Origin of the sequence: Flavobacterium sp. 9 (assembly GCF_002754195.1) — a bacterium.
Classification (GTDB): Bacteria; Bacteroidota; Bacteroidia; order Flavobacteriales; family Flavobacteriaceae; genus Flavobacterium.
The window spans coordinates 1991908-2011809 of record NZ_PEEU01000001.1 but is presented as its reverse complement, the minus strand read 5'-3'; the positions used below and the strand labels follow the sequence as shown (position 1 = coordinate 2011809).

Here is a 19902-nt window from a genome sequence, read left to right as displayed (position 1 = left end):
CACAGCAAATCTTACACCACAATTATTCATCAAACCCAATAAAATTTCAACCATAGAAAGGTTAAGGCAATATTACGCCTTTAAAAAATAATTTTATATTGAAAATCAAATGATTACCTTTGTAGTTATAATAATCATTATTTAAATCTCTTTCCAGGATTTTTATGTAATGTACTTATCGTTCTTTTCTATTATTTTTAATCCAATCTCCCCAAAAAAACATGACTAATATGGAACCTATTGAAACTATGGAAATCAAAGACAACACTTTTGCAAGACAATTTGAAACCATAGTCCCTGAAGGATTACTTTCTATTGAATATTCTTTTCAGGAAAAGAAAATTTTCTTAACCAAAATCAACTCTCCGGAAGGCTTTGACAATCAAGCGATAATTGATACTTTACTTAAAAACATCATGGAAATCGTCATTGAAAAGAAATTTAAATTAATGCCTATTCATCCTAGAATTGTCTTGTTTATTAAAAAGAATCCGGAATACAAAGAATTACTTCCTCCCGGAATCAGAATTTAAAAATCACCAATTAATCGGAGCCACAATCCTCCTATAACCATATAGATCAAGAGCATTGTCAATCCTGTTATTAATCCTTTGACCCACCAGCTTTTCAGGTCGACGTAACCGCTTCCGAAGAAAACTGGTGCAGGTCCGTGTCCATAATGCGTTAAAGTTCCGTAGGTTGAACCAACAAATCCAAGCATAAAAGCCAATAGTAATCCAGGAACTCCAAGGGAAACTCCAACTCCTAATAACGCTGCGTACATTGCTGCTACGTGAGCTGTGGCACTTGCGAAAAGATAATGACTAAAAAAGTACACTAATACAATAATAGGAAAAGCCATTTGCCAGCTTAATCCGCCAATTTCAGCTTTTATTAAACCGCTGAACCAACTAATAAATCCAAGTTCATTGAGCGAACTCGCCATCATTACTAATACCGAAAACCAAACGATAGTATCCCAGGCGCCTTTTTCGGCTTTGACATCGTCCCAAGTCAAAACTGAAGTTAGAAGCAATATAACCAAACCAATAAATGCGGTTGTAGTTGCATCAATAGAAAATAAATCGCCCGTCATCCAAAGGAATAATAAGATGAAGAAAGTCAATAACATCATCCATTCGTCACGCGTTATTGGTCCCATTTCTTTAAGTTTCTGAGCTGCAATCTGAGGTGCATCACCAGTTTTCTTTAGTTCTGGCGGATAAATTTTATACAATACAAGCGGAATTACAAAAAATGCCACCAAACCCGGAACTATAGCTGCTGTGGCCCAGGAAATCCAACTAATTTTTATGCCTAAATTAAGTGCAAATTTTTGACACATTGGATTACTCGCCGTTCCGGTTAAAAACATAGACGAAGCAATTAAGTTTGCATTATAACTGCTTAACGTAAGATAAGAACCTAGTTTTCGATGTGTTTCGGGCTGATCCGGCATTGAGCCAAAACTCATTGACATAGATTTCATAATAGGATAAATAATTCCTCCGCCTCGTGCTGTATTACTTGGTACAGCTGGAGCTAAAACTAAATCTGCTAATCCTAGACCATATGCCAATCCAAGTGAGCTTTTTCCAAATATTCTAATAAATAAGAAAGCGATTCTGTTTCCTAGTCCTGTTTTTATAAAACCTCTGGCAATGAAAAATGAAATTCCAATAAGCCAGATTACTTTATCTCCAAAGCCTTTTAAAGCGAGCGTAATTGATTTTCCAGCTTCACCTGGCGCCAATACTTGTGAGAAAGCGGTAAGGGCAATTGCGATCATACACATTGTTCCCATTGGTGCTGCTTTCAAAATAATTCCTAAAATTGTTGCGACAAAAATGGCAAACAAATGCCACGCTTCAATTACTACACCATCTGGCGCCGGAATAAACCAAATTGCTACTCCAACAGCAAGCGTAATTAAGGTTTGAGGAATTTTTACTTCTTTCATAACAATAAGAATTAGATTAAATTATAGTCTGCACTGAAACTGAATTATAAACAGGTTGTCATTATACATTGACGTATCAGGAATGTTTTTGTCAAAACGATCAATCTCTAAGCCTAATTCGATTCGGCCAGTATACGCTTTACCAAATTCAAGACTGATCATTGGTGTATAGGTTTGTCTAACATTAGAATCGATTTTATAACTTGGATCAAATCGTTCATATCGGCAGGATACTTCTAATGAAGTTAGTTTTTTATAATCCACTAAATATCTCAAATTAGGCAGAAAATAAATTCCTCGCATTTGATAATCTGAAACATTTGGGGTTCTTGCTGTAGTTGGCAAAGAATAATATAAATTATGATTGGTTCCTTGTTTATATTCTATTTGTAAATCGAAAGTAAATTTATCATTTAATTTAAAATCACTTGTAATATCAGCACCTACAGCGAAAACATTTTTTTTGAAGACTTTTCCGGAACCTCCATTAAGTCCTAAATTAATTTTGTGCAATTTTGATAATGTAAAAACCAGTCGTGTCGAATATTGTTTTCCGTTATCCTTATCCATTTCCTGATCTTTCCCGTTTCCGTTTAACATAGAAATAGCGTAGTTAAAAGGGATGTTACCAAGATCAAAAGCTCCCGTTGCAGAAGCTCCAATTTGAAAACTGGTCCAGCCGTTTTTTCCAAACTCATAATATTGATTCGAGAAATCAAATGATTTGATAATATCTACTGGAACTAATTCTTCAATACCAAAAGCTGGTCGGAATTGTCCTCCTGTAACTGCAAAATATTTACTAAAAGTGTATTTGGCGTAGGCATTTTCTAAAACTTTCCCTTTAGGATCAGATTTAAAATCAGCAAGATTCACCAAAATTACAACTTCTGTAGCTTCGCTTAATTTGGTATTAACACCAACACGCATTCTTTTGATATCAAACGTACTTTGAACAACATCGCCTGTAGAATGTTGAACTCCCATAACATCAACACGATCTTCTAAAGCTTGCAGATAGCGCGCCTGAAACAATCCCTTAAATTGAAATTGTGGATATTTAACGGTCGTTTCCGGTGGTGTTTCTGGTACCGGAGCAAGAACTGTAGGAGTTTGAGCATTTGCAAAAAAGGGCATTATAAAAAGAATAAAAGCAATTTTTACTAGTAAAGATTTATTCATAGTCTGCAAATAAAAAGTTAGTCTATTATTGATTCTTTATAGAATTTTAATTTTTATCTTCTTCCATTAGAACTACCGCTTGCAGGGCTTGGCGTTGCAGTGTTTCTAGTTGGTGCTGGTCTGGTCGCAGGGCGTGTTACCGGTTGTGTTACCGGGCGAGTTGTAGGCTGCGTTGGACGTGTTACAGGACGCGTTGTTGGATTTGTTGGTCGTGTCACAGGTTGTGTTACTGGACGCGTTACAGGCTGCGTTGGCCTAACAACTGGTCTTGTTGACGGATTAGTTGGAGTTACCGGACGCGTCACCGGAGCCGGTCTTGTCGTACCGGGATTTGTTGGACGAGTTACTGGTCTGGTTGTGCCTGGATTTGTTGTGCCAGGTCTTGTTGATGGATTTGTAGGGCGAGTTACTGGTCGCGTTGTCGCCGGTCTGGTTGGTCTTGTAGTCGTAACAGGAGATGGTCTTTTATAATCTCTTCCATTATAAGTAGTATTATAACGGCCACTAGCTCTATTATCTCTTACAACAACTGATGTATTTCTTCTTGATGCATAGCGATTATAATATCTAGGATTTCTTATAACAGCTGTTCTTCTGTAATAATTATTGCGATAATAATGTCCATGATATCCCCAGTAATCCTGATAGTAAACAGGACGCCAAGGTCGCCAATACGAAGGATAATATCCCCAATACCAAGGAGATCTGTATGGTACATAAATAGGTGAAAACAAAAACAATACAACTGGCCACGCACTCACACTTGTAGTAACATAACTTGGATTGCTAGTTGTGGTGTTATAATTATTGGTAGTATTATTGTTTACAATTACAGTTTGATCTCCTTTATAACCTGGATTTGGTGTTCCTGCAACAGTATCAGAAGGTTCTACAATGTAATTTTTTCCATATAAATCTTCGTCTCCAATAATCTGAACGTGTATATTGTTCTTTTTATCTTTTTCAACTTCAATAACAGCCACATCTTGTTTCTCAGTACTATTGATAGCAACTTGAAGCACAATTGAGTGTATATTTCCATCTTTTTGACTTTCGATTTCAATATAATCAATGTCGCCATCATTATTTAAATCCAAATTATTAACCTTACTGTCTTGTTCATTTAGGACTTTTTCAAACTCTTCTAAGGTTTTAGATTTTTGAAAAATATCTAAAACTGCAAATAAATTAAGATTATCTCCTGGTAAACCTAAAGCAACAGGTTCATTATCTGTTTGAGAAAATACAGGAATGGAAAACAAACTAGTCATTAAAATCGTAAAAAATAAGAAGTTCTTTTTCATACAAATATTTTGTTAATTTAGAATTACAGTCACTAAGGTATGAAAAAACAGACAAAGTCCAACAGTGCTTCATAACTTTCTGTTTTACAACTATAAAATATTAAAAAAGTTTTAAATCTTCTCTGTGTTTTCCTTGTTGACAAGGTGGTATTGTAAGACTTATATTCTTAACTTTGTAATTAGACGTTATTTATGTCTGTCTTTTCTTTTAGGATGTCCTACAAATTTTGTTTCAGAATTAATCAAATAATAGATACAGAATTGCAATGAAAAAACATTTATCTCTTTTACTTTTCTTCTTTTATCTAACTTATGGATATGGTCAAATTGAGGTTTCTTCAAGCTTAGAAGATGCGATTCAGAAGGCTATTGAAAAAAGTACTTCATTAAAAAATAAAGACTTAGATATTGAAAAACTAAATCTTCAGGAAAAAGGAGTCTGGAACAAATACATTCCAACGGTTGAAGCGAGTGCACTTTATTCTTATTTTGACAATAAACTGACTGTTGATCTTCCTACGGCTACAATACCAATTGTAAACTATCCTTTGTTTGATGGGAAAACGGCTTTTAAAAACTACGGAAATATTTTTAACGGAAGTGTGATGGCAAAAACCGTATTATTTAGCGGAATGCAAATACCAAACGGAGCAAAAGCTATTGCAGAAAAAACGAAAGGAACTGTGTTTTTAAAAGAATCAGAAAAAGACCAAATCATTAAAGATGTTATAAACACTTTTGATCAATTAGAATTACTGAAGGAGATTGATAAACTAATACAGGAAAGTGAAAAACGATTAGATACAGAAACTAAGCGCGTAACAAAAGCAATAGAACAAGGACTTGCAATACCATACGATCGCGATAAAATCAAATTGGCATCGCTGGAATTATCTTCGAAAAAGATTGAACTGGACGGAAAACGAAAATTAGTTTATAAAAAAATTCAATATTTAACAGGCTATTCAATTAGTGAAATAGAGAATGTTCATTACGAATTGGCTCCATATTTAATAACGGATGAGAAATTAAGTACCGAAAACAAACAGGAAATTAAAGCACTCGAATCGTTTAAAACCGCATATGAATATTTATTAAAAAAAGAAAAAGGAACTTATTTACCCACTTTAGGTGCTTTTGGAGGAGTTTCGTATTCCAGTTTATTCAATGCAAATGCAACAACGCCTGTTATCACGGGAATAAATGAAGCATTATATTTAGGATTAAATGAAGTAACCATAAGTAATAATTGGGTTGTTGGAGCTGCTATGAAATGGGAGGTTTTCTCTGGTTTTGAAAGAAAACACAAAGTTCACGAAGCCAAAATAAATATTGAGCAAGTACAAAACCAAATTGATGATACTAAAGAAAAACTAGAATTACTTCTTGAAAAAAACTTAGTTGATTACAGCGTTTTAACGCAAAAAATCGATATCACGCAACAGCAGGAAAAAGTGGCAGGCAATAATTTGAATCTGGCGATAAAACAATACAAGGAAGGTCTTATCAATATATCTGAGCGCCTTGAAGCCGAAAATGATTCTTATAAAGCATCAGTGAACAAAACCACGACTTTGATCGATCAGCGATTGGCTGCCATTGAAACTATAATTGCTACTGGTGATTTATCAAAAAAAATATCTAAATAAAAAGTTCTGTTTTATGAAAAAAGCAATCCTTATAATTCCCTTAATTCTACTTTATGTAAGCTGTCAAAAAGCGCAGAAAGAGAATATAATTCAAGGAAAAATAGAAAAAGAACAAATTGCAGTTGTGAGCAAAATCCCCGGCAAGATTCTAAAAATCTTTGTCAAAGAAGGAGATATTGTTCGAAAAGGAGATACACTGGCAATTCTTGATATTCCTGAAGTTGATGCTAAAAAAAGTCAGGCCGAAGGTGCCGTTACTTCTGCAAAAGCGCAATATAAAATGGCGGTAAAAGGAGCAACTGAAAATCAAATCAAACAGCTTGAAGCCAAAAAAATGGGACTGAAAGAACAGTATGAATTTGCTCAGAAATCTATTAAGCGATTGACCAATATGCTAAAAGATTCTTTGATCTCGCAACAAACTTACGATGAAACTTTTGCTAAATATCAAGGAGCTCAGGCGCAATATAATGCTGTTATTGCCGAATTGGATGATGCCAAAAAAGGCGCACGTATTGAACAGCAAACAATGGCTTTAGGTCAACAAGACAGAGCTCTTGGCGCATTGCAGGAAGTAGAAACTGCTGATAAAGAACGCTATATTTTTGCACCGCAAGACATGAGTATTGAAACCATAACCCTAAATCTTGGCGAACTGGCATTACCGGGTTATACTTTATTCAATGGTTATATTGCCAACAGCGCATACTTTCGATTTACGATACCTGAAAATCAATTGGCAAAATTTAAAAAAGATCAGGAAATAAATGTTCATATTCCGTATTTGAAAAAAGATGTAAAAGGAACTATTTCAACTATAAAACAACTTGGAGCATACGGAAATATTGCAACCGCTTATCCGGATTACGAAATGCAGGAAAGTTTATTCGAAATAAAAATAACGCCTGCGAATATTGGCGATACAAAAGATCTCATTACAAAAACAACTGTTACTTTATCTCTCTGATTATGCAAAACTTCTTTTCATTGCTTAAACGGGAATTCCGATTATTTTGGAGTAATAAAGTTCTTCGATTGCTTTTTATTGGAGCGCCAATTCTTTATGGCGTTTTGTTGGGTTATGTTTACGGAAAAGGCAAAGTTACTGATCTTCCAATTATTGTTGTTGATCAGGACAGATCTGAGTTAAGCTCAAAAGCAATTCAAATGTTTCAGGATAATGAGGTTTTGTCTATTGCTTCGATTTTGTACGATCAAAATAATCTTTCGCAGATTGCCATTCAAAAAGAAGCAACTTGTGTGGTTATTATTCCAAAGGATTTTGAGAAAATGACACTCACAAAAAAATATCCCGAAATTACAACGATCGTAAATACCTCTAATGTTCTAACGGCTAATTATGCGTCAACAGCGATACAAGTTTGCCTTGGAACATTAAAAGCAGGCGTTCAAATTGAAACATTAAGAAAGCAAGGCGTTCCGGAAAATTTACTTGCTTCACAATATGAACCTTTCAAAACTACTTTTATAAAAAAATACAACCGAAGTACCAATTATATGTATTTTTTATGGCCGGGAGTTCTTGCGACAGTTCTTCAACAAGTTTTACTTTTAGGATTAGCACTTTCTTTTGCTTCTGAATTTGAAAACGGAACTTTTAAAGATTTGGTCAAAAAATGCCCTTCGGTTTTAAAACTTTTAGCGGTAAAAATCATTCCTTATATGATTATGAGTTTCGGAATTTGGCTTATCTATTGGCTTTTTACTTTATGGTTTAGATTGCCTTTTTACGAAAATTTGCTTCCGCTAACTTTTATAGCAGGGATATTTGTACTCTCGGTTTCTTTCATAGGTATTCTGGTTAGTATTTTGGTTCCAAGTCAATTAAAAGCGACAGAAATTTTAATGGTTATCGCAACTCCCAGTTTTATCCTGAGCGGTTTTACCTGGCCATTAAGTCAAATGCCACAAGGAGTTCAGTTGATTTCAAATGTGATTCCGCTAACACATTTTTTGAAAGCTTTTAGAATATTAATTATCGAAAACGGAACTTTTTCGCAAACAACAAAACCTATTTGGAACATGATAATTATAGGTTTGGTTTGTTTTATTTTGGCTTTTATTGCCTTATACTTTAAAAAGAAAAGTGTTCTTAAAGAAGCGTAATTCCATAAAATAGGTTGATTTTATGCCAACTTATTTCAGGACGAGATATAAAAAAAGGCTTTCAGAAATGAAAGCCCTTTTTTGGTAAAATCCAAAAACTAATTCTAAAAAATATTAATCGTTAAAGTAAAAACCGTTACTTCCTATACCGGTAGTTACTTCTTTTTGTAATGCACCGGTTAAATTATAAATGTAAGCTGTACCATCTGTCTTAAAGTTTCCTTGCGCAACATAAATACGATTGTTTTTAACTGCAAATCCATATATATTAGTTGCTGCAGAAGTTAAAAGTGGTGTTGTAGATGGAGCCGTAGCATTAGTGTTTATTACATAAACAGCACTTCCTACTGTATAGTAAATTTTACTGTCATTAACATCCATAAATCCTGCTTCTTTTAAGTTGTCAGGAAAAGCAAATTCAGTAAATGTTTTGTCTGTTATTTTTACTTTTACAAGTCCGCTGATATTTTCATAACCACCTTTTAAGATGTAAAGAATTCCGTTTTCTTCTTCAATACAATCACCGGTTTTACCAATTTGTACAGGAGCATCCAGTTTTTTTGTCGCAATATCAACAATCGATAATTTATCACTGTAAGAATCTGTGATATATAATTTTCCATCTTTCAAAACCACTCTGTTAGCGGTTGTGTTCAAGTCGATTTTTGACTCATAAGTATTAGTTGTAAGATTAATTATGGCAACATAATCATCTGTATCTCCTGTTGCAGCATTTTCGTATGAATACGTATTTGCATTCGTAACATACGCTTTACCATCTTTTACAACTCCGTATCTTGGGTTTTTTAAACCAGTTTCGATCTTAGTAATTAATTTAAAAGTGTAACGGTTAACTACTGTAATATTGTTGGCTCCACCGGAAATAATATAAGCGTTGTCGCCACTAAAAAATATATTTTGAACATATTTCCCAAGTACATCAGTTCCATTTGCAGCAGCGTAAACATCTTTGGTAGAAGAAGTCAAATCATCAGTCGAAAATGAAACAGTACCTTTTGTAGTTCCTTCATTTAAGATAAAAAAACCATTGTCATAAACTCCTTTTGGAGTATCATTATCATTATTGTTATCATCGTTTGAACACGAAACAAATAGCGAAACACTAAGTGCTACTAAAAATAATTTGCTAAACTTCATTATATTAAAATTTTAGGGTTAAATACATATTAAAATTGCGACCTGGCTGAGGTCTGTATTCCAAACTTTCATATTCTTTATTGAAAAGATTTAATACTTGAAAACCAAGTTTGAAAGTGTCGAGAAATTTAAAATCATAGTCAATTCCGATATTCGAAACATTATAATCATTTATTATATCCTTCGGGTCATTATTTTCGGTTGTATAAACAAAACCATTAAACATAAATTGATAATAAGCTGAAATTCTATTTCTGGAATAAGAAACAGATCCAGTTACTTTATTTAACGGAACATAGAAAAGCTGCTTTTTGGTTTCATCATTTTTTGAAGCCGTATAAGCATAAGTGGCATTTGCGGCAAAGATGTTTTTACCAAACTGTTTTTTCCAGCTTAATAATGTTTCAGCACCATAACTATTTACTTTATCCGTATTTTGTGGAGACCAAATACCGTTGCTTCCCGGAATCCATTGCAATAAATCTTTTATTTTCATGTAATAAAAGGTTTGAGTCAATGATATATTTTTGAAAGTGAAAACATTACCAATTTCTGCCTGATAAGAACTTTCAGGTTTTAAATTTGGATTTCCGCCTTGTTCCCAGTACAAATCATTAAAAGTCGGGATTCTGAAATTTCGTGATAAATTCAATTTCAGATTATACAATTTGCTAAATTGATACGAAGATCCTAAAGAAAATAGGAGAGGAGATTGATAATTGTCTGTAAACTCTTTTCTAATTCCGAATTCATTTTTCCAATCTGTCGAAACATCTTGTTTAACCAATAAAGCAGCCGAACTAATTTCTCTAACGTGATCTCCAAAACCAGTTCCGTAACCTTTAGTTCTGTTGTAATCCAGAACTCCGTTTATTTGTGTTGATTTAGAAATTTTATATCCTAAATCTGCTTTTGTGATAAAGCTTTCTGTTTTTCCATAAGTGAAAAAATTAATCGCATTATCAGGATAATATTGATAGTTTTCGAATATATATGCTGCTTTCAGATTAGTGGTAAACTTTCCATAATCGCCGTCATATTCTAATAAGTTTCGGTTAAAACCATTTACATATCTGGTTTTAGTTTCCGTTTCAGATACTAAAGAAGTGTTTCTATCTGTATTAGAAGTTTGAGTGTATAATTTCAAACTATTTTTTGCGTCAAATTTGTAACCAACATTTGCGCTCATAGTTATTATATCATACTGACCGTTTTGATTCCAGCGTTGTTCGCCTTTCCAGTTGTATTTATGGATGTATTTGTAATCATTTGTCGAACTATTTTTTGAAAAGCCAATTTGCGCGCTCCATTTTTCATTCGAAATATTAGTTTTAAAATTGATTCCAATAGTATTGAAACTTCCGTAATCAAGTTTTAAATTAGTCTCAAACCGACTATAAAATGCCAAATCGTTGTTTAAATGTACAGTTCCTCCAACGGCTCCGCTTCCATAAATAACACTTCCGCCACCAGCTTTTACACTTATCGAATTATAATCAGAGCCAGAAATAGTATTGAAATCAGTACTTCCGTTCATCTGAGAATTGATATTAATTCCGTTCCAGATTACTGCGGTTTGTGATGCAGTAGTTCCTCTAAAAGAGACTGTAGAAAGCATTCCACGGCCGTATTCTTTAAAATAAATAGTGGAATTAAAGTTTAAAAGATCCGTTAATAAAGCCTCATTTTTATTAATGACAGAATCATTAAGCTTTAAAACGGATTGTGAATTGGAGTATTTTTTAAGATTTGCGTCAGAAACTACGACTTCTTTCAATTTGGTAATAGAGTCGTTCTGCGCCGAAATAATTTGGCACAACAGCAATAAACAAAAAGCAAACCGTTTTTTTAAAGTCATAATTTCTAAACTCTTTTTCCCGAGAGCTCGATATTCGTTACAAAGGCAGGTCTCCTGGCTTGCGTCTTGTTGTTTACCTTCCCATTCGCCGGGGCGAGCAGTGGTTTTGTAGTTACAACAAGCATTCTTTTCAGAACAAAGCTTACAGTTGCGGGTACAGCTCAAGAATTATTACTTGATTCCCTTTTAATGTGTTAAAAATGAACACAACCTTAATTTCGTGCAAAGATAAAGTTAAAATTATCGAATTTTCAAATTTGTTTCACTTTTTAAAACAAATTCTAAACAAAATGGTGTTTAAAGTACTATTTTTATTACTTGACCAAAGTCTACCTTGTTGTTGAAAGCATCTTTTAGAGGCAATGAAGTTTGATGACATAAAATACTTCGTATAACGCCGGCATGCACTACAAGAATAATAGGATTTGTTATTTTTTTTGAAATTAAATCAGATAAGAAATCTCCAACTCTTTGATGTAATTCAACAAAAGATTCTCCATTCGAAACCTTAATATTGACAAAATCTTCCATCCAGGGATTAAGTTCTTCTTGTGGAATATTATCCCAGTTTTTCAATTCCCAATCGCCAAAATTCATTTCCATTAAACGCTCTTCTTTTTCAAAAGAAATAGTTTTGATATTCTTCTCGATATATTCAGCCAGAATAACACAACGTTTTAAAGGACTTGAGAAAATAATAGCTTCTGAAGGTAATTGCGAAAGAATGTTTTCAAAAACTAAATCAAAAGGTTCTGCCAGATCTACATCAGATTGTCCGTAACAAATGCCTTTTTCACAAACAGTTTCAGTGTGACGAACTAGATAAATTTCCATACCAATAGAATACTTAAATAATAAACAACCTCACAAACCTGCTGCGTTGCGCCAAGGCAATCTCCTGTGTAGCCATCAATCCAATTCTGGAAATATCGGGCTAAAAAATAACGCATTATAAAAACCGGAATTAAAGCCAAGAGAAATTTATATTGAAAATAAGAGAAAACCAACAACGGAAGTAATCCGAAGAAAAATGATCCTGAAATTTCTTTCCAAGTATGTTTTTTAGCAATTGGTTTGCTTTTACTCGAAGCATCATCACGAGAATATTCATGCGTGAAAATAATTGAAATTGCAGCCAAACGACTCAAAGCGTGAGCAGAAACAAATAAAAGGAGAATAAGAAGATAAGAGTTTTTACCATCGAATAGCAAAATAGATTCTGAAAGCAATTTGAACTTCAATAAAAAGAGCAAAACTAAACCAATTGCTCCATAAGCACCAATGGCGCTGTCTTTCATAATCATTAGAATTTTTTCTTTGGTCCAGCCTCCGCCAAAACCATCACAAACATCAGCAAATCCATCTTCATGAAAAGCTCCGGTTGTCAATATCGAAGCAATAATAGCTAAGATTACAGCTGTTTCGGTAGATAAAAAAAGTGAAAAAAGATAGAATGCTAAAAAAGAAATACCTCCAACAATCCAACCAATGAAAGGGAAATATCGGGTTGCTTTATTCAAATAATCAGGATTGTGATCAATGTTTTTTGGACATGGAATTCTGGTGTAAAACATTAAACAGGTAAAGAAGATATGTAGTTCTTTTTTCATTTAAGAAATTGATTTTTTATTTTTTTAATTGATATTGAAATTTGCCATTGATATTGGATTTTTCTATTTCCTGCTAACTCCAGCGCTTTCAAAACTTGCCATTTCATTCAAAAAAGCTTCAGCCGATTTTAAAATTGGGAAAGCAACAGCACAACCCGTTCCTTCGCCAAGACGCAAATCGAGGTTTAAAATAGGTTTTGCATTTAAATAATTTAATAGTTTTTGATGCGCTTTTTCAGCAGAACAATGACAGAAAACAGCATTTTTATGAATATCAGGATTTATTTTTGAAGCGATTAAAAAAGCAACACTACAAATAAAACCGTCTACCAAAATAAGCATTTTGTTTTCAAAAGCCGTTAACATTCCGCTTGCCATTTGAATAATTTCAAAACCACCAAAATAAGCCAATTGCTGTTTTAATTCGGCTTGACCGGAATAATTTTCAATTGCTTTTTTTAGTAAATCTTGTTTCTGAAGTAATTTCTTATCTTCAACACCAGTTCCTTTTCCGACGCATTCTTCGATAGAAAAACCAGTTAACAGGCTCATTAAAACAGACGCTGTAGAAGTATTTCCAATTCCCATTTCGCCAAAACCAATGCAGTTCGAACCTGTTTTTGCAATATTCGTAACGATTGATTTCCCTTTTTCGAAACACAATTGCAATTCAGTTTCGCTCATTGCCGGAATATGCAAAAAGGATTGAGTTCCTTTTGCAATTTTAGCGTGAATAAGATTAGCATTTGTAGGGAAATCATAATTAACGCCAGCGTCTACAATTGATAATTGAATATTATTTTGATTACAAAACACATTTATTGCAGCGCCACCTTCCAGAAAATTACCAACCATTTGTCGCGTCACATCTTGCGGATATGCACTGACGCCATGATTTGCAATACCGTGATCAGCAGCAAAAACGACAATATTTGGGTTTGTTATTTTTGGAATTAAAGTTTCAAAAACTGTTGCCATCTGAAAAGCTAATGTTTCCAGAGTTCCCAAAGCACCAATAGGTTTCGTTTTAGAATCTATTTTGTCTTGTAAAAGAGTGCTGAAATTACTTTTGTTTTCAACTTGAATTTGAGTTTTTGATTCAAAATCTAAAACAGGATTCTGAATTATTTGTTTAATTTCTTTACAATCCGGAGTTTCAGATTTTTGTTTCCAATGCAATTGTTGCAACATCGGTTGATTATCGTAATTCGTTGCAGGTTTTCCGATACAGAAATAACCCAAAGGCTCAATATTATCAGGTAAATCCAGAATCTTCTTAAACTGATAATAATTCAAAATCGAAACCCAACCCATTCCGTAACCTTGTTCTGTAAGCGAAAGCCAAATATTTTGTGCTGCACAAACAGAGCTAAATTTCACCGCTTCGTTACTTCCAACGGTTCCAATTGTAAACTGATTTAAAACAGATCGATCATAAGCAATGATTAGTCCAATTGGAGCTTCTTCGATTGCCTCAAGTTTCAACGATTTATAATGTTCTTTTTGTTCCGGATTATCGGTAAGTTCTTCTGCTTTTTTATTGTAGTCTAAAAATAGATTTTTTACAGCATTTTTGACTTCGGCAGATTTTATAATATAATATCTTGTAGCATCCGTTAATCCAACCGAAGGCGCCCAATGTCCAGCCTGTAAAGCCTTTTCGATTACCTCGTCAGGAACTTCATCCGTCGTAAAATGTCGGGTATCGCGTCGGGATTTTAAGATATCATCTAAATAACTCATAATTTTCAATTTCAAAAATCAATTTCAATCTCAATTTTTCATTATGTGTAAAGATACTTCACGATGTTGGAATTTGAAATTTAAAAGATTGTATTTTTTTAATTGACATTGATTTTTGAAATTGCAATTGATATTGATTTTTGCAATTGTTAACCTTTAATTTTTACCGGAATTCCAGAAACCATCAACACAACTTCATTCGCATTTGACGCAAGAAACTGATTCATCCAGCCTTGCAATTCTGTAAATTTTCTGCCAATATGAGTTTCGGCATGAACACCCATTCCAATTTCGTTTGTCACAATAATCAAGGTTGCATTTTCCTGAGCAGCAATTGATAGAAACTCTTTTTTTGCTTCTTCCAAACTTAAAGGAACATCATTTTTATGATCGATAAAAAAGTTCGTCAACCAAAGTGTTACACAATCAATCAGGGCAACTTTTCCGCTAAAATCAATTTCGCTTAAATGTTTTTCCTTCTCAATATTCGTCCAGCGTTCATCGCGTTCTTGCTGATGTCTGTCGATTCTGTTCTGAAAATCTGCATCCCATTTTCTGGCGGTTGCCACATATATTGGAGCGTTTGAAAGTTGCAGTGCTAAGTTTTGAGCATAACTGCTTTTTCCTGATCGCTCGCCTCCGGTAATTAAGTAAATCATTTTTAATTATTAATTGTAAATTGTTAGTTGTGAATTTTAAGTAGAGGCTGTTTAGAAATGAGTTGACTTTTAGTAGTTTTAATAATGCTGGTTATTAATTTTAATATTGAAATTGCATCATTATTAATATTCTCAAACTCTTTTTTGCTTAAGTAATCAGTTGCGTTTAATAATTCAAGCCAATAAACAGATTCGTTAGCTTCCTTCTGAGCAATTGCAAATTTATGAATAAAGTCATTTTTACTTTCGGCATGTTCTGCTTCTCGCACCATTGCCCCAATACTTGTTCCCGATCTTAAGAGCTGCTTTGAAAGTATAAATTCTTTTTTCTCAAGAGAGAGATATTGATATAACTTAACTATTCGAATAGCAAAATCAAAACTTTTATCTTTAATAACGTTATTCTTCATAATTAACAATTAATAATTTATAATCAACAATTTAATACGGGCAATGACGACAATCGTTTCCGCAACAAGTTCCTCTTTTTAAGTGAAACCAGGGTTTAAAAACGTAATTGCCATTTTCAATATAATAGTCAATTCCTTCGATTAGTTTTTCTTGTGTGGGTAAAGATATCGCTTTATTTTTAAGTGCTTTTTGGGGAGTCATTGTTTCTACATACGCATCAATTTTGTCTTCGCAAGCTTCTTTAAAGCATTTTGGACAAAGGCAATCTCCTCCTTCTGAAAGATTGAAAATTGGAGGAAAGTCATTACACCAACACTTGTTTTCGGTTGATGTATCTCCACAACTAAAAGAAGAATCACAACTCGAGCAAACTTTTGTTTTTGTGGTATTCATATAATTAAGATGGTATTTTTTGGGTTTTGTAAGAATAAAGGTAAACAAAAAAAATAGAAATTACCTTACCTTTGTCACTATCGAAAACTTAAATTATGAAAATGTAAAGATTCAAATTACATGCCATAATAGTGAAAAAACGAGACCAAATTCCACTAAAAAACAATAGAACCTATATATGAGACATTTACTACCTAAATTTATTTTTATTTTACCCTTTTTTCTTCTTGTAGCATGTAAAAAAAATGAAACAACGGAGATTGCAAAACCTGAAATTGCAAAAAATAGTATAGAATATGCTTCCGGACTTTCAATCGTAAAGCATGATGGATACTCGGTTGTAACGGTTTCTGATCCTTGGCCAAATGCCAATGCAAAATTCACTTATGTCTTAAAAGAGAAAGATGCAAAAGTTCCGGATAGTTTACAAAAATATAATACAATCAAAGTTCCTTTAGAATCAATTGTAGTAACATCAACTACAAGTATTCCATTTCTTGAAATGTTGGAAGTTGAAAATAAACTGGTTGCATTTCCACATACCGATTATATTTCTTCAGAAAAAACAAGAGCATTAATTGACAAAGGTTCTGTTAAAAATGTAGGCGAAAATGAGAAATTAAACATTGAGCAATTAATAGAATTGTCTCCGGATTTGATTGTAACTTTTGGTGTAGACAATAACAATCCAACATTGGAGAATTTGAAAAAAAGTGGACTAAATGTTTTCGTTCAAGCCGATTGGATGGAGCAATCTCCGCTAGGAAAAGCAGAATGGATTAAGCTTTATGGAGCTTTGTTTGGTAAAGAAGATCAAGCTAAAGAATTGTTTGATAAAATTGTTTTGAGTTACGATCAGGCAAAGAAATTAGTTGCTGATAAACCTGCGACTTCAACTGTTTTATACGGTTCTATGTATCAGGATATCTGGTATGTAGCCAAAGGAAACAGTTGGGTAGCTCAGTTTATGAAAGATGCTCATGCTAATTATTTATGGGCAGATTTAAAAGGAACCGGAAGTGAAGGTTTGTCTTTTGAAAAAATATTGGTAAAAGCAAAAAACGCTAATTTCTGGATTGCTTCAGGGTCATTTAAAAGCTTAGAAGAATTTGGAAAAACGAATCCGCATTACAGTCAGTTTGATGCTTTTAAAAACAAAAACGTTTATACTTTTGAAGGAAAAGTTGGGGCAACCGGCGGAACTGTTTACTATGAGTTAGCACCAAGTCGCCCGGATTTAGTATTAAAAGATTACATCAAAATATTTCATCCTGATTTATTGCCAAGTTATGAGTTTACATTTGCATCTAAATTAAACTAAAAGCAATTGGTCAATAAAAAGCGAAATATAATCCTGTTTTCCATACTTGGTTTAGCACTTCTGTTTATGTTTTTTCTGGACATTAGTCTGGGTTCGGTTACAATTCCGTTCAAGGAAGTTTATACCAGTTTAACAGGCGGCGAAGCAAGTAAATCGACTTGGGAATATATAATTATCAATTATCGTTTACCAAAAGCTATTACGGCTGTTTTGGTTGGCGTTGGATTGTCTATCAGTGGTTTGCTGATGCAGACATTATTTCGAAATCCTCTTGCAGGTCCTGATGTTTTGGGACTTAGTTCAGGAGCAATTTTGGCAGTTGCAATTGTAATTTTGGGTGCCGGTTTATTGCCAGCATTCTTAAATTCAATTTTGTTATCTCCATATGTAATCGTATTGGCTTCAACATTAGGAAGTGTTTCAGTTTTATTGCTGGTTTTATTAGTGGCACAGCGTTTACGAAATACAATGGCAATATTAATTGTTGGACTTATGTTTGGTAGTTTTACAAGTGCCATTGTTGGGGTTTTAACCTATTTTAGTTCCGCTGAACAATTGCAGAAATTCACTTTTTGGTCGTTAGGAAGTTTAGGAAATCTGTCATGGACTTCTATTTCTATTTTGGCAATTTGTGTGGGTTTTGGTTTGCTTTTGAGTGCAAGTAGTATAAAACCATTAAATGCATTGCTTTTAGGCGAAAATTATGCGAAAAGTATGGGTCTGAATTATAAGAAAGCCCGACTTACGATTATTTTTGCAACAAGTATTCTGGCCGGAAGCATTACTGCTTTTGCCGGACCAATAGCTTTTATAGGTTTAGCAGTTCCGCATATTGCAAAGCTGACTTTTCAAACCAGTAATCACGCAATATTATATTGGAGCACTTTTTTTTATGGAGGTATAATTATGTTGTTTTGTGATATAGCATCACAATTACCGGGCTTAGAAACCACATTGCCAATCAATGCAATAACTTCTATAATTGGTGCGCCGGTTGTAGTTTATTTGCTAATGCGAAAAAGAAACTTTCAGTAAAAATATAGGCCACAGATTATACGGATTAAACAGATTAACACAGATTTTAAATCATTAAATCTGCGGCAAAAAAAACTTAGCAACGTAGTATCTCAGAACCTTAGTACCTTAAAAAAATGAACACAATTCTAAAAACCTCAAATTTAAGTATTGGCTATAAGTCCAAGAAAGAAACTGTGACTATTGCTCAGGATTTAAATTTGAATTTAAGTTCTGGAAAACTCATTTCTTTAATTGGAGCAAACGGAATTGGGAAATCGACTTTGCTGAGAACTATTACAGGAATTCAGCATCCGTTAGCGGGAAATGTTTTTCTGAATGATAAAAATATAAGTGATTATAAACCTTTAGATTTAGCACAAAATTTAAGTTTGGTTTTAACCGAAAAATTGCCACCAAGTAATTTGTCTGTTTTTGAATTAGTGGCGCTTGGACGTCAGCCTTACACAAATTGGATAGGGACTTTGACCCAAACCGATATCGAGAAAGTTCAAGAGGCTTTAGAACTAACTCAAATCGAACATTTAGCTCAAAAAAGACATTTCGAAATTAGTGACGGACAATTGCAAAAGGTTTTAATTGCAAGAGCTTTGGCACAAGATACACCGTTAATTATTTTGGATGAACCTACAACACATCTTGATTTACTGCATAAAGTATCGCTTTTTAAATTGTTGAAAAAGCTAACACAAGAAACCCAAAAGTGTATTTTATTCTCGACACACGATATTGATTTGGCGATACAATTAAGTGACGAAATGATTATTATGACACCGGATTTAATCGTTCAGGATGAACCTTGTCATTTAATTTCAAAAGGAAGTTTTGCTACTTTATTCAAAGACGAACATATTATTTTTGATGCCGAGAAAGGAAAGTTTGTGATTACTTAATTTTTGCAATTTTGTAATTATTGATTTTTTGATTGATTAAAAAGAAAATTCCAACAAACAAAAAGAAAACAGTAATTTTCATTAGTAATTCGAGAAGTAAGTTCGAAGGATAAATACCTAAATCATTATTTATCGTCCAGGAACTTGGTAAATAGTCTCGATGAAAAGAAGTGAAAATTATCACCAATTTTTCTATTGAGAAAATAAATAAAATGCTAAAAAGTAATCTTAGTAAAATGCTTTTTCTAATGAATTTGAATCTTAAAAGCTGACTTATTAAAATCCAAAGTAAGGGTTGAAGCCAAAAGCTAAACCAATATTTTCCGAACATTTGATTTAGAAGTTGAGATTTTTCTTCGGCATTTAAAATGTTTAATTCCACAAATAATCCAACAGACCATATTATTAGATAAAGAATTCCAATAAATGAAATAAAACGATTTGATTCTTCATCAACGTTTTTTATAAACTGATTTTTTGTAAAAATTGAAGTTAGAAAGTATAAAATAGTAAAAAGTCCAAAGGCAGTAAAAAAATCTATTTGTATTACTTGTAGTGTAAATATTATTCTTTCTGTCATTTTGAAACTGATTTGTTTT

General features: G+C 33.3%; 19 protein-coding genes and 1 riboswitch. Of the genes, 7 read left to right on the top strand and 12 right to left on the bottom strand.

The window, feature by feature from the left end; translation table 11 throughout:
• The first annotated feature begins 221 nt into the window (after positions 1 to 221).
• Positions 222 to 533 (top strand): GNAT family N-acetyltransferase, encoded by a 312-nt coding sequence (locus CLU81_RS07820; RefSeq protein WP_233209678.1) that lies wholly within the window; start codon positions 222 to 224, stop codon positions 531 to 533.
• Here the strand turns inward: CLU81_RS07820 and CLU81_RS07815 are convergent.
• Genes CLU81_RS07815 through CLU81_RS07805 form a run of 3 tightly spaced genes read right to left on the bottom strand, consistent with a single transcriptional unit; the run spans position 530 to position 4446 of the window.
• Entirely contained in the window at positions 530 to 1960 is a 1431-nt protein-coding gene (locus CLU81_RS07815) for an anion permease (RefSeq protein ID WP_099709307.1), read from the bottom strand. The two genes, CLU81_RS07820 and CLU81_RS07815, sit on opposite strands and share 4 nt — an antisense overlap.
• Positions 1961 to 1981: 21 nt before the next feature.
• The gene (locus CLU81_RS07810) at positions 1982 to 3142 is read right to left on the bottom strand and encodes a porin (protein WP_099709306.1); all 1161 of its coding nucleotides are present in this window, start codon (positions 3140 to 3142) and stop codon (positions 1982 to 1984) included.
• Between the two features lie 53 nt (positions 3143 to 3195).
• A complete protein-coding gene (locus CLU81_RS07805) occupies positions 3196 to 4446 on the bottom strand; it encodes a hypothetical protein (RefSeq protein ID WP_144444482.1) in 1251 nt (416 codons plus the stop codon).
• Positions 4447 to 4712: 266 nt separating this feature from the next.
• Here CLU81_RS07805 and CLU81_RS07800 point away from each other — a divergent pair, with 266 nt between their 5' ends.
• Genes CLU81_RS07800 through CLU81_RS07790 form a run of 3 tightly spaced genes read left to right on the top strand, consistent with a single transcriptional unit; the run spans position 4713 to position 8222 of the window.
• On the top strand, positions 4713 to 6095 hold the full coding sequence (locus tag CLU81_RS07800) for a TolC family protein (protein ID WP_099709304.1): 1383 nt from the start codon (positions 4713 to 4715) through the stop codon (positions 6093 to 6095).
• Between the two features lie 13 nt (positions 6096 to 6108).
• Entirely contained in the window at positions 6109 to 7062 is a 954-nt protein-coding gene (locus tag CLU81_RS07795; protein WP_099712701.1) for an HlyD family secretion protein, read from the top strand.
• 2 nt (positions 7063 to 7064) lie between these two features.
• On the top strand, positions 7065 to 8222 hold the full coding sequence (locus tag CLU81_RS07790; RefSeq protein WP_099709303.1) for an ABC transporter permease: 1158 nt from the start codon (positions 7065 to 7067) through the stop codon (positions 8220 to 8222).
• Between the two features lie 114 nt (positions 8223 to 8336).
• Here the strand turns inward: CLU81_RS07790 and CLU81_RS07785 are convergent, their stop codons facing one another.
• From CLU81_RS07785 to CLU81_RS07750, 8 genes are all read right to left on the bottom strand, one after another.
• A complete protein-coding gene (locus CLU81_RS07785) occupies positions 8337 to 9380 on the bottom strand; it encodes a YncE family protein (RefSeq protein ID WP_099709302.1) in 1044 nt (347 codons plus the stop codon).
• A 4-nt stretch (positions 9381 to 9384) separates the two neighbouring features.
• On the bottom strand, positions 9385 to 11238 hold the full coding sequence (locus CLU81_RS07780) for a TonB-dependent siderophore receptor (protein ID WP_099712700.1): 1854 nt from the start codon (positions 11236 to 11238) through the stop codon (positions 9385 to 9387).
• 26 nt (positions 11239 to 11264) lie between these two features.
• A riboswitch (cobalamin riboswitch) is annotated at positions 11265 to 11468 on the bottom strand.
• Positions 11469 to 11535: 67 nt separating this feature from the next.
• Positions 11536 to 12072: an alpha-ribazole phosphatase gene (gene cobC, locus CLU81_RS07775; RefSeq protein WP_099709301.1), complete on the bottom strand. Its 537-nt coding sequence runs from the start codon at positions 12070 to 12072 to the stop codon at positions 11536 to 11538.
• Positions 12057 to 12848, bottom strand: coding sequence for an adenosylcobinamide-GDP ribazoletransferase (locus CLU81_RS07770; protein WP_099709300.1), 792 nt, complete (start codon positions 12846 to 12848; stop codon positions 12057 to 12059). The genes cobC and CLU81_RS07770 overlap by 16 nt, the downstream gene beginning before the upstream one ends.
• A gap of 63 nt (positions 12849 to 12911) precedes the next feature.
• Positions 12912 to 14591, bottom strand: a complete 1680-nt coding sequence (gene cobT, locus CLU81_RS07765) for a nicotinate-nucleotide--dimethylbenzimidazole phosphoribosyltransferase (RefSeq protein ID WP_099709299.1) — start codon at positions 14589 to 14591, stop codon at positions 12912 to 12914.
• A gap of 149 nt (positions 14592 to 14740) precedes the next feature.
• Entirely contained in the window at positions 14741 to 15250 is a 510-nt protein-coding gene (gene cobU / locus CLU81_RS07760; RefSeq protein ID WP_099709298.1) for a bifunctional adenosylcobinamide kinase/adenosylcobinamide-phosphate guanylyltransferase, read from the bottom strand.
• Positions 15251 to 15273: 23 nt separating this feature from the next.
• Positions 15274 to 15660 (bottom strand): four helix bundle protein, encoded by a 387-nt coding sequence (locus tag CLU81_RS07755; RefSeq protein ID WP_099709297.1) that lies wholly within the window; start codon positions 15658 to 15660, stop codon positions 15274 to 15276.
• A gap of 31 nt (positions 15661 to 15691) precedes the next feature.
• Entirely contained in the window at positions 15692 to 16054 is a 363-nt protein-coding gene (locus tag CLU81_RS07750) for a DUF5522 domain-containing protein (protein WP_099709296.1), read from the bottom strand.
• Between the two features lie 178 nt (positions 16055 to 16232).
• On the opposite strand from CLU81_RS07750, the gene CLU81_RS07745 reads away from it, so the two are divergent.
• From CLU81_RS07745 to CLU81_RS07735, 3 genes are all read left to right on the top strand, one after another.
• Positions 16233 to 17375, top strand: a complete 1143-nt coding sequence (locus CLU81_RS07745) for an ABC transporter substrate-binding protein (protein ID WP_099709295.1) — start codon at positions 16233 to 16235, stop codon at positions 17373 to 17375.
• 6 nt (positions 17376 to 17381) lie between these two features.
• Positions 17382 to 18410, top strand: a complete 1029-nt coding sequence (locus CLU81_RS07740) for an iron ABC transporter permease (RefSeq protein ID WP_233209677.1) — start codon at positions 17382 to 17384, stop codon at positions 18408 to 18410.
• Positions 18411 to 18526: 116 nt separating this feature from the next.
• Positions 18527 to 19303 carry an ABC transporter ATP-binding protein gene (locus tag CLU81_RS07735; protein WP_099709293.1) on the top strand — a complete coding sequence of 259 codons (777 nt, stop codon included), beginning with the start codon at positions 18527 to 18529 and terminating at the stop codon, positions 19301 to 19303.
• On the opposite strand, the gene CLU81_RS07730 is transcribed toward CLU81_RS07735, so the two are convergent.
• Positions 19296 to 19883 carry a hypothetical protein gene (locus tag CLU81_RS07730; protein ID WP_099709292.1) on the bottom strand — a complete coding sequence of 196 codons (588 nt, stop codon included), beginning with the start codon at positions 19881 to 19883 and terminating at the stop codon, positions 19296 to 19298. The two genes, CLU81_RS07735 and CLU81_RS07730, sit on opposite strands and share 8 nt — an antisense overlap.
• Positions 19884 to 19902 lie beyond the last annotated feature (19 nt).

What these genes read in the sequence shown, in the direction of transcription:
- CLU81_RS07745 (WP_099709295.1), top strand. Translation starts at nt 16,233, where the DNA reads ATGAGACATTTACTACCTAAATTTATTTTTATTTTACCCTTTTTTCTT.
- cobT (WP_099709299.1), bottom strand. Translation starts at nt 14,591, where the DNA reads ATGAGTTATTTAGATGATATCTTAAAATCCCGACGCGATACCCGACAT.
- CLU81_RS07795 (WP_099712701.1), top strand. Translation starts at nt 6,109, where the DNA reads ATGAAAAAAGCAATCCTTATAATTCCCTTAATTCTACTTTATGTAAGC.
- CLU81_RS07735 (WP_099709293.1), top strand. Translation starts at nt 18,527, where the DNA reads ATGAACACAATTCTAAAAACCTCAAATTTAAGTATTGGCTATAAGTCC.
- CLU81_RS07730 (WP_099709292.1), bottom strand. Translation starts at nt 19,883, where the DNA reads ATGACAGAAAGAATAATATTTACACTACAAGTAATACAAATAGATTTT.
- CLU81_RS07770 (WP_099709300.1), bottom strand. Translation starts at nt 12,848, where the DNA reads ATGAAAAAAGAACTACATATCTTCTTTACCTGTTTAATGTTTTACACC.
- cobU (WP_099709298.1), bottom strand. Translation starts at nt 15,250, where the DNA reads ATGATTTACTTAATTACCGGAGGCGAGCGATCAGGAAAAAGCAGTTAT.
- CLU81_RS07790 (WP_099709303.1), top strand. Translation starts at nt 7,065, where the DNA reads ATGCAAAACTTCTTTTCATTGCTTAAACGGGAATTCCGATTATTTTGG.
- CLU81_RS07780 (WP_099712700.1), bottom strand. Translation starts at nt 11,238, where the DNA reads ATGACTTTAAAAAAACGGTTTGCTTTTTGTTTATTGCTGTTGTGCCAA.
- CLU81_RS07805 (WP_144444482.1), bottom strand. Translation starts at nt 4,446, where the DNA reads ATGAAAAAGAACTTCTTATTTTTTACGATTTTAATGACTAGTTTGTTT.
- CLU81_RS07800 (WP_099709304.1), top strand. Translation starts at nt 4,713, where the DNA reads ATGAAAAAACATTTATCTCTTTTACTTTTCTTCTTTTATCTAACTTAT.
- CLU81_RS07820 (WP_233209678.1), top strand. Translation starts at nt 222, where the DNA reads ATGACTAATATGGAACCTATTGAAACTATGGAAATCAAAGACAACACT.
- CLU81_RS07750 (WP_099709296.1), bottom strand. Translation starts at nt 16,054, where the DNA reads ATGAATACCACAAAAACAAAAGTTTGCTCGAGTTGTGATTCTTCTTTT.
- CLU81_RS07785 (WP_099709302.1), bottom strand. Translation starts at nt 9,380, where the DNA reads ATGAAGTTTAGCAAATTATTTTTAGTAGCACTTAGTGTTTCGCTATTT.
- CLU81_RS07810 (WP_099709306.1), bottom strand. Translation starts at nt 3,142, where the DNA reads ATGAATAAATCTTTACTAGTAAAAATTGCTTTTATTCTTTTTATAATG.
- CLU81_RS07815 (WP_099709307.1), bottom strand. Translation starts at nt 1,960, where the DNA reads ATGAAAGAAGTAAAAATTCCTCAAACCTTAATTACGCTTGCTGTTGGA.
- CLU81_RS07755 (WP_099709297.1), bottom strand. Translation starts at nt 15,660, where the DNA reads ATGAAGAATAACGTTATTAAAGATAAAAGTTTTGATTTTGCTATTCGA.
- cobC (WP_099709301.1), bottom strand. Translation starts at nt 12,072, where the DNA reads ATGGAAATTTATCTAGTTCGTCACACTGAAACTGTTTGTGAAAAAGGC.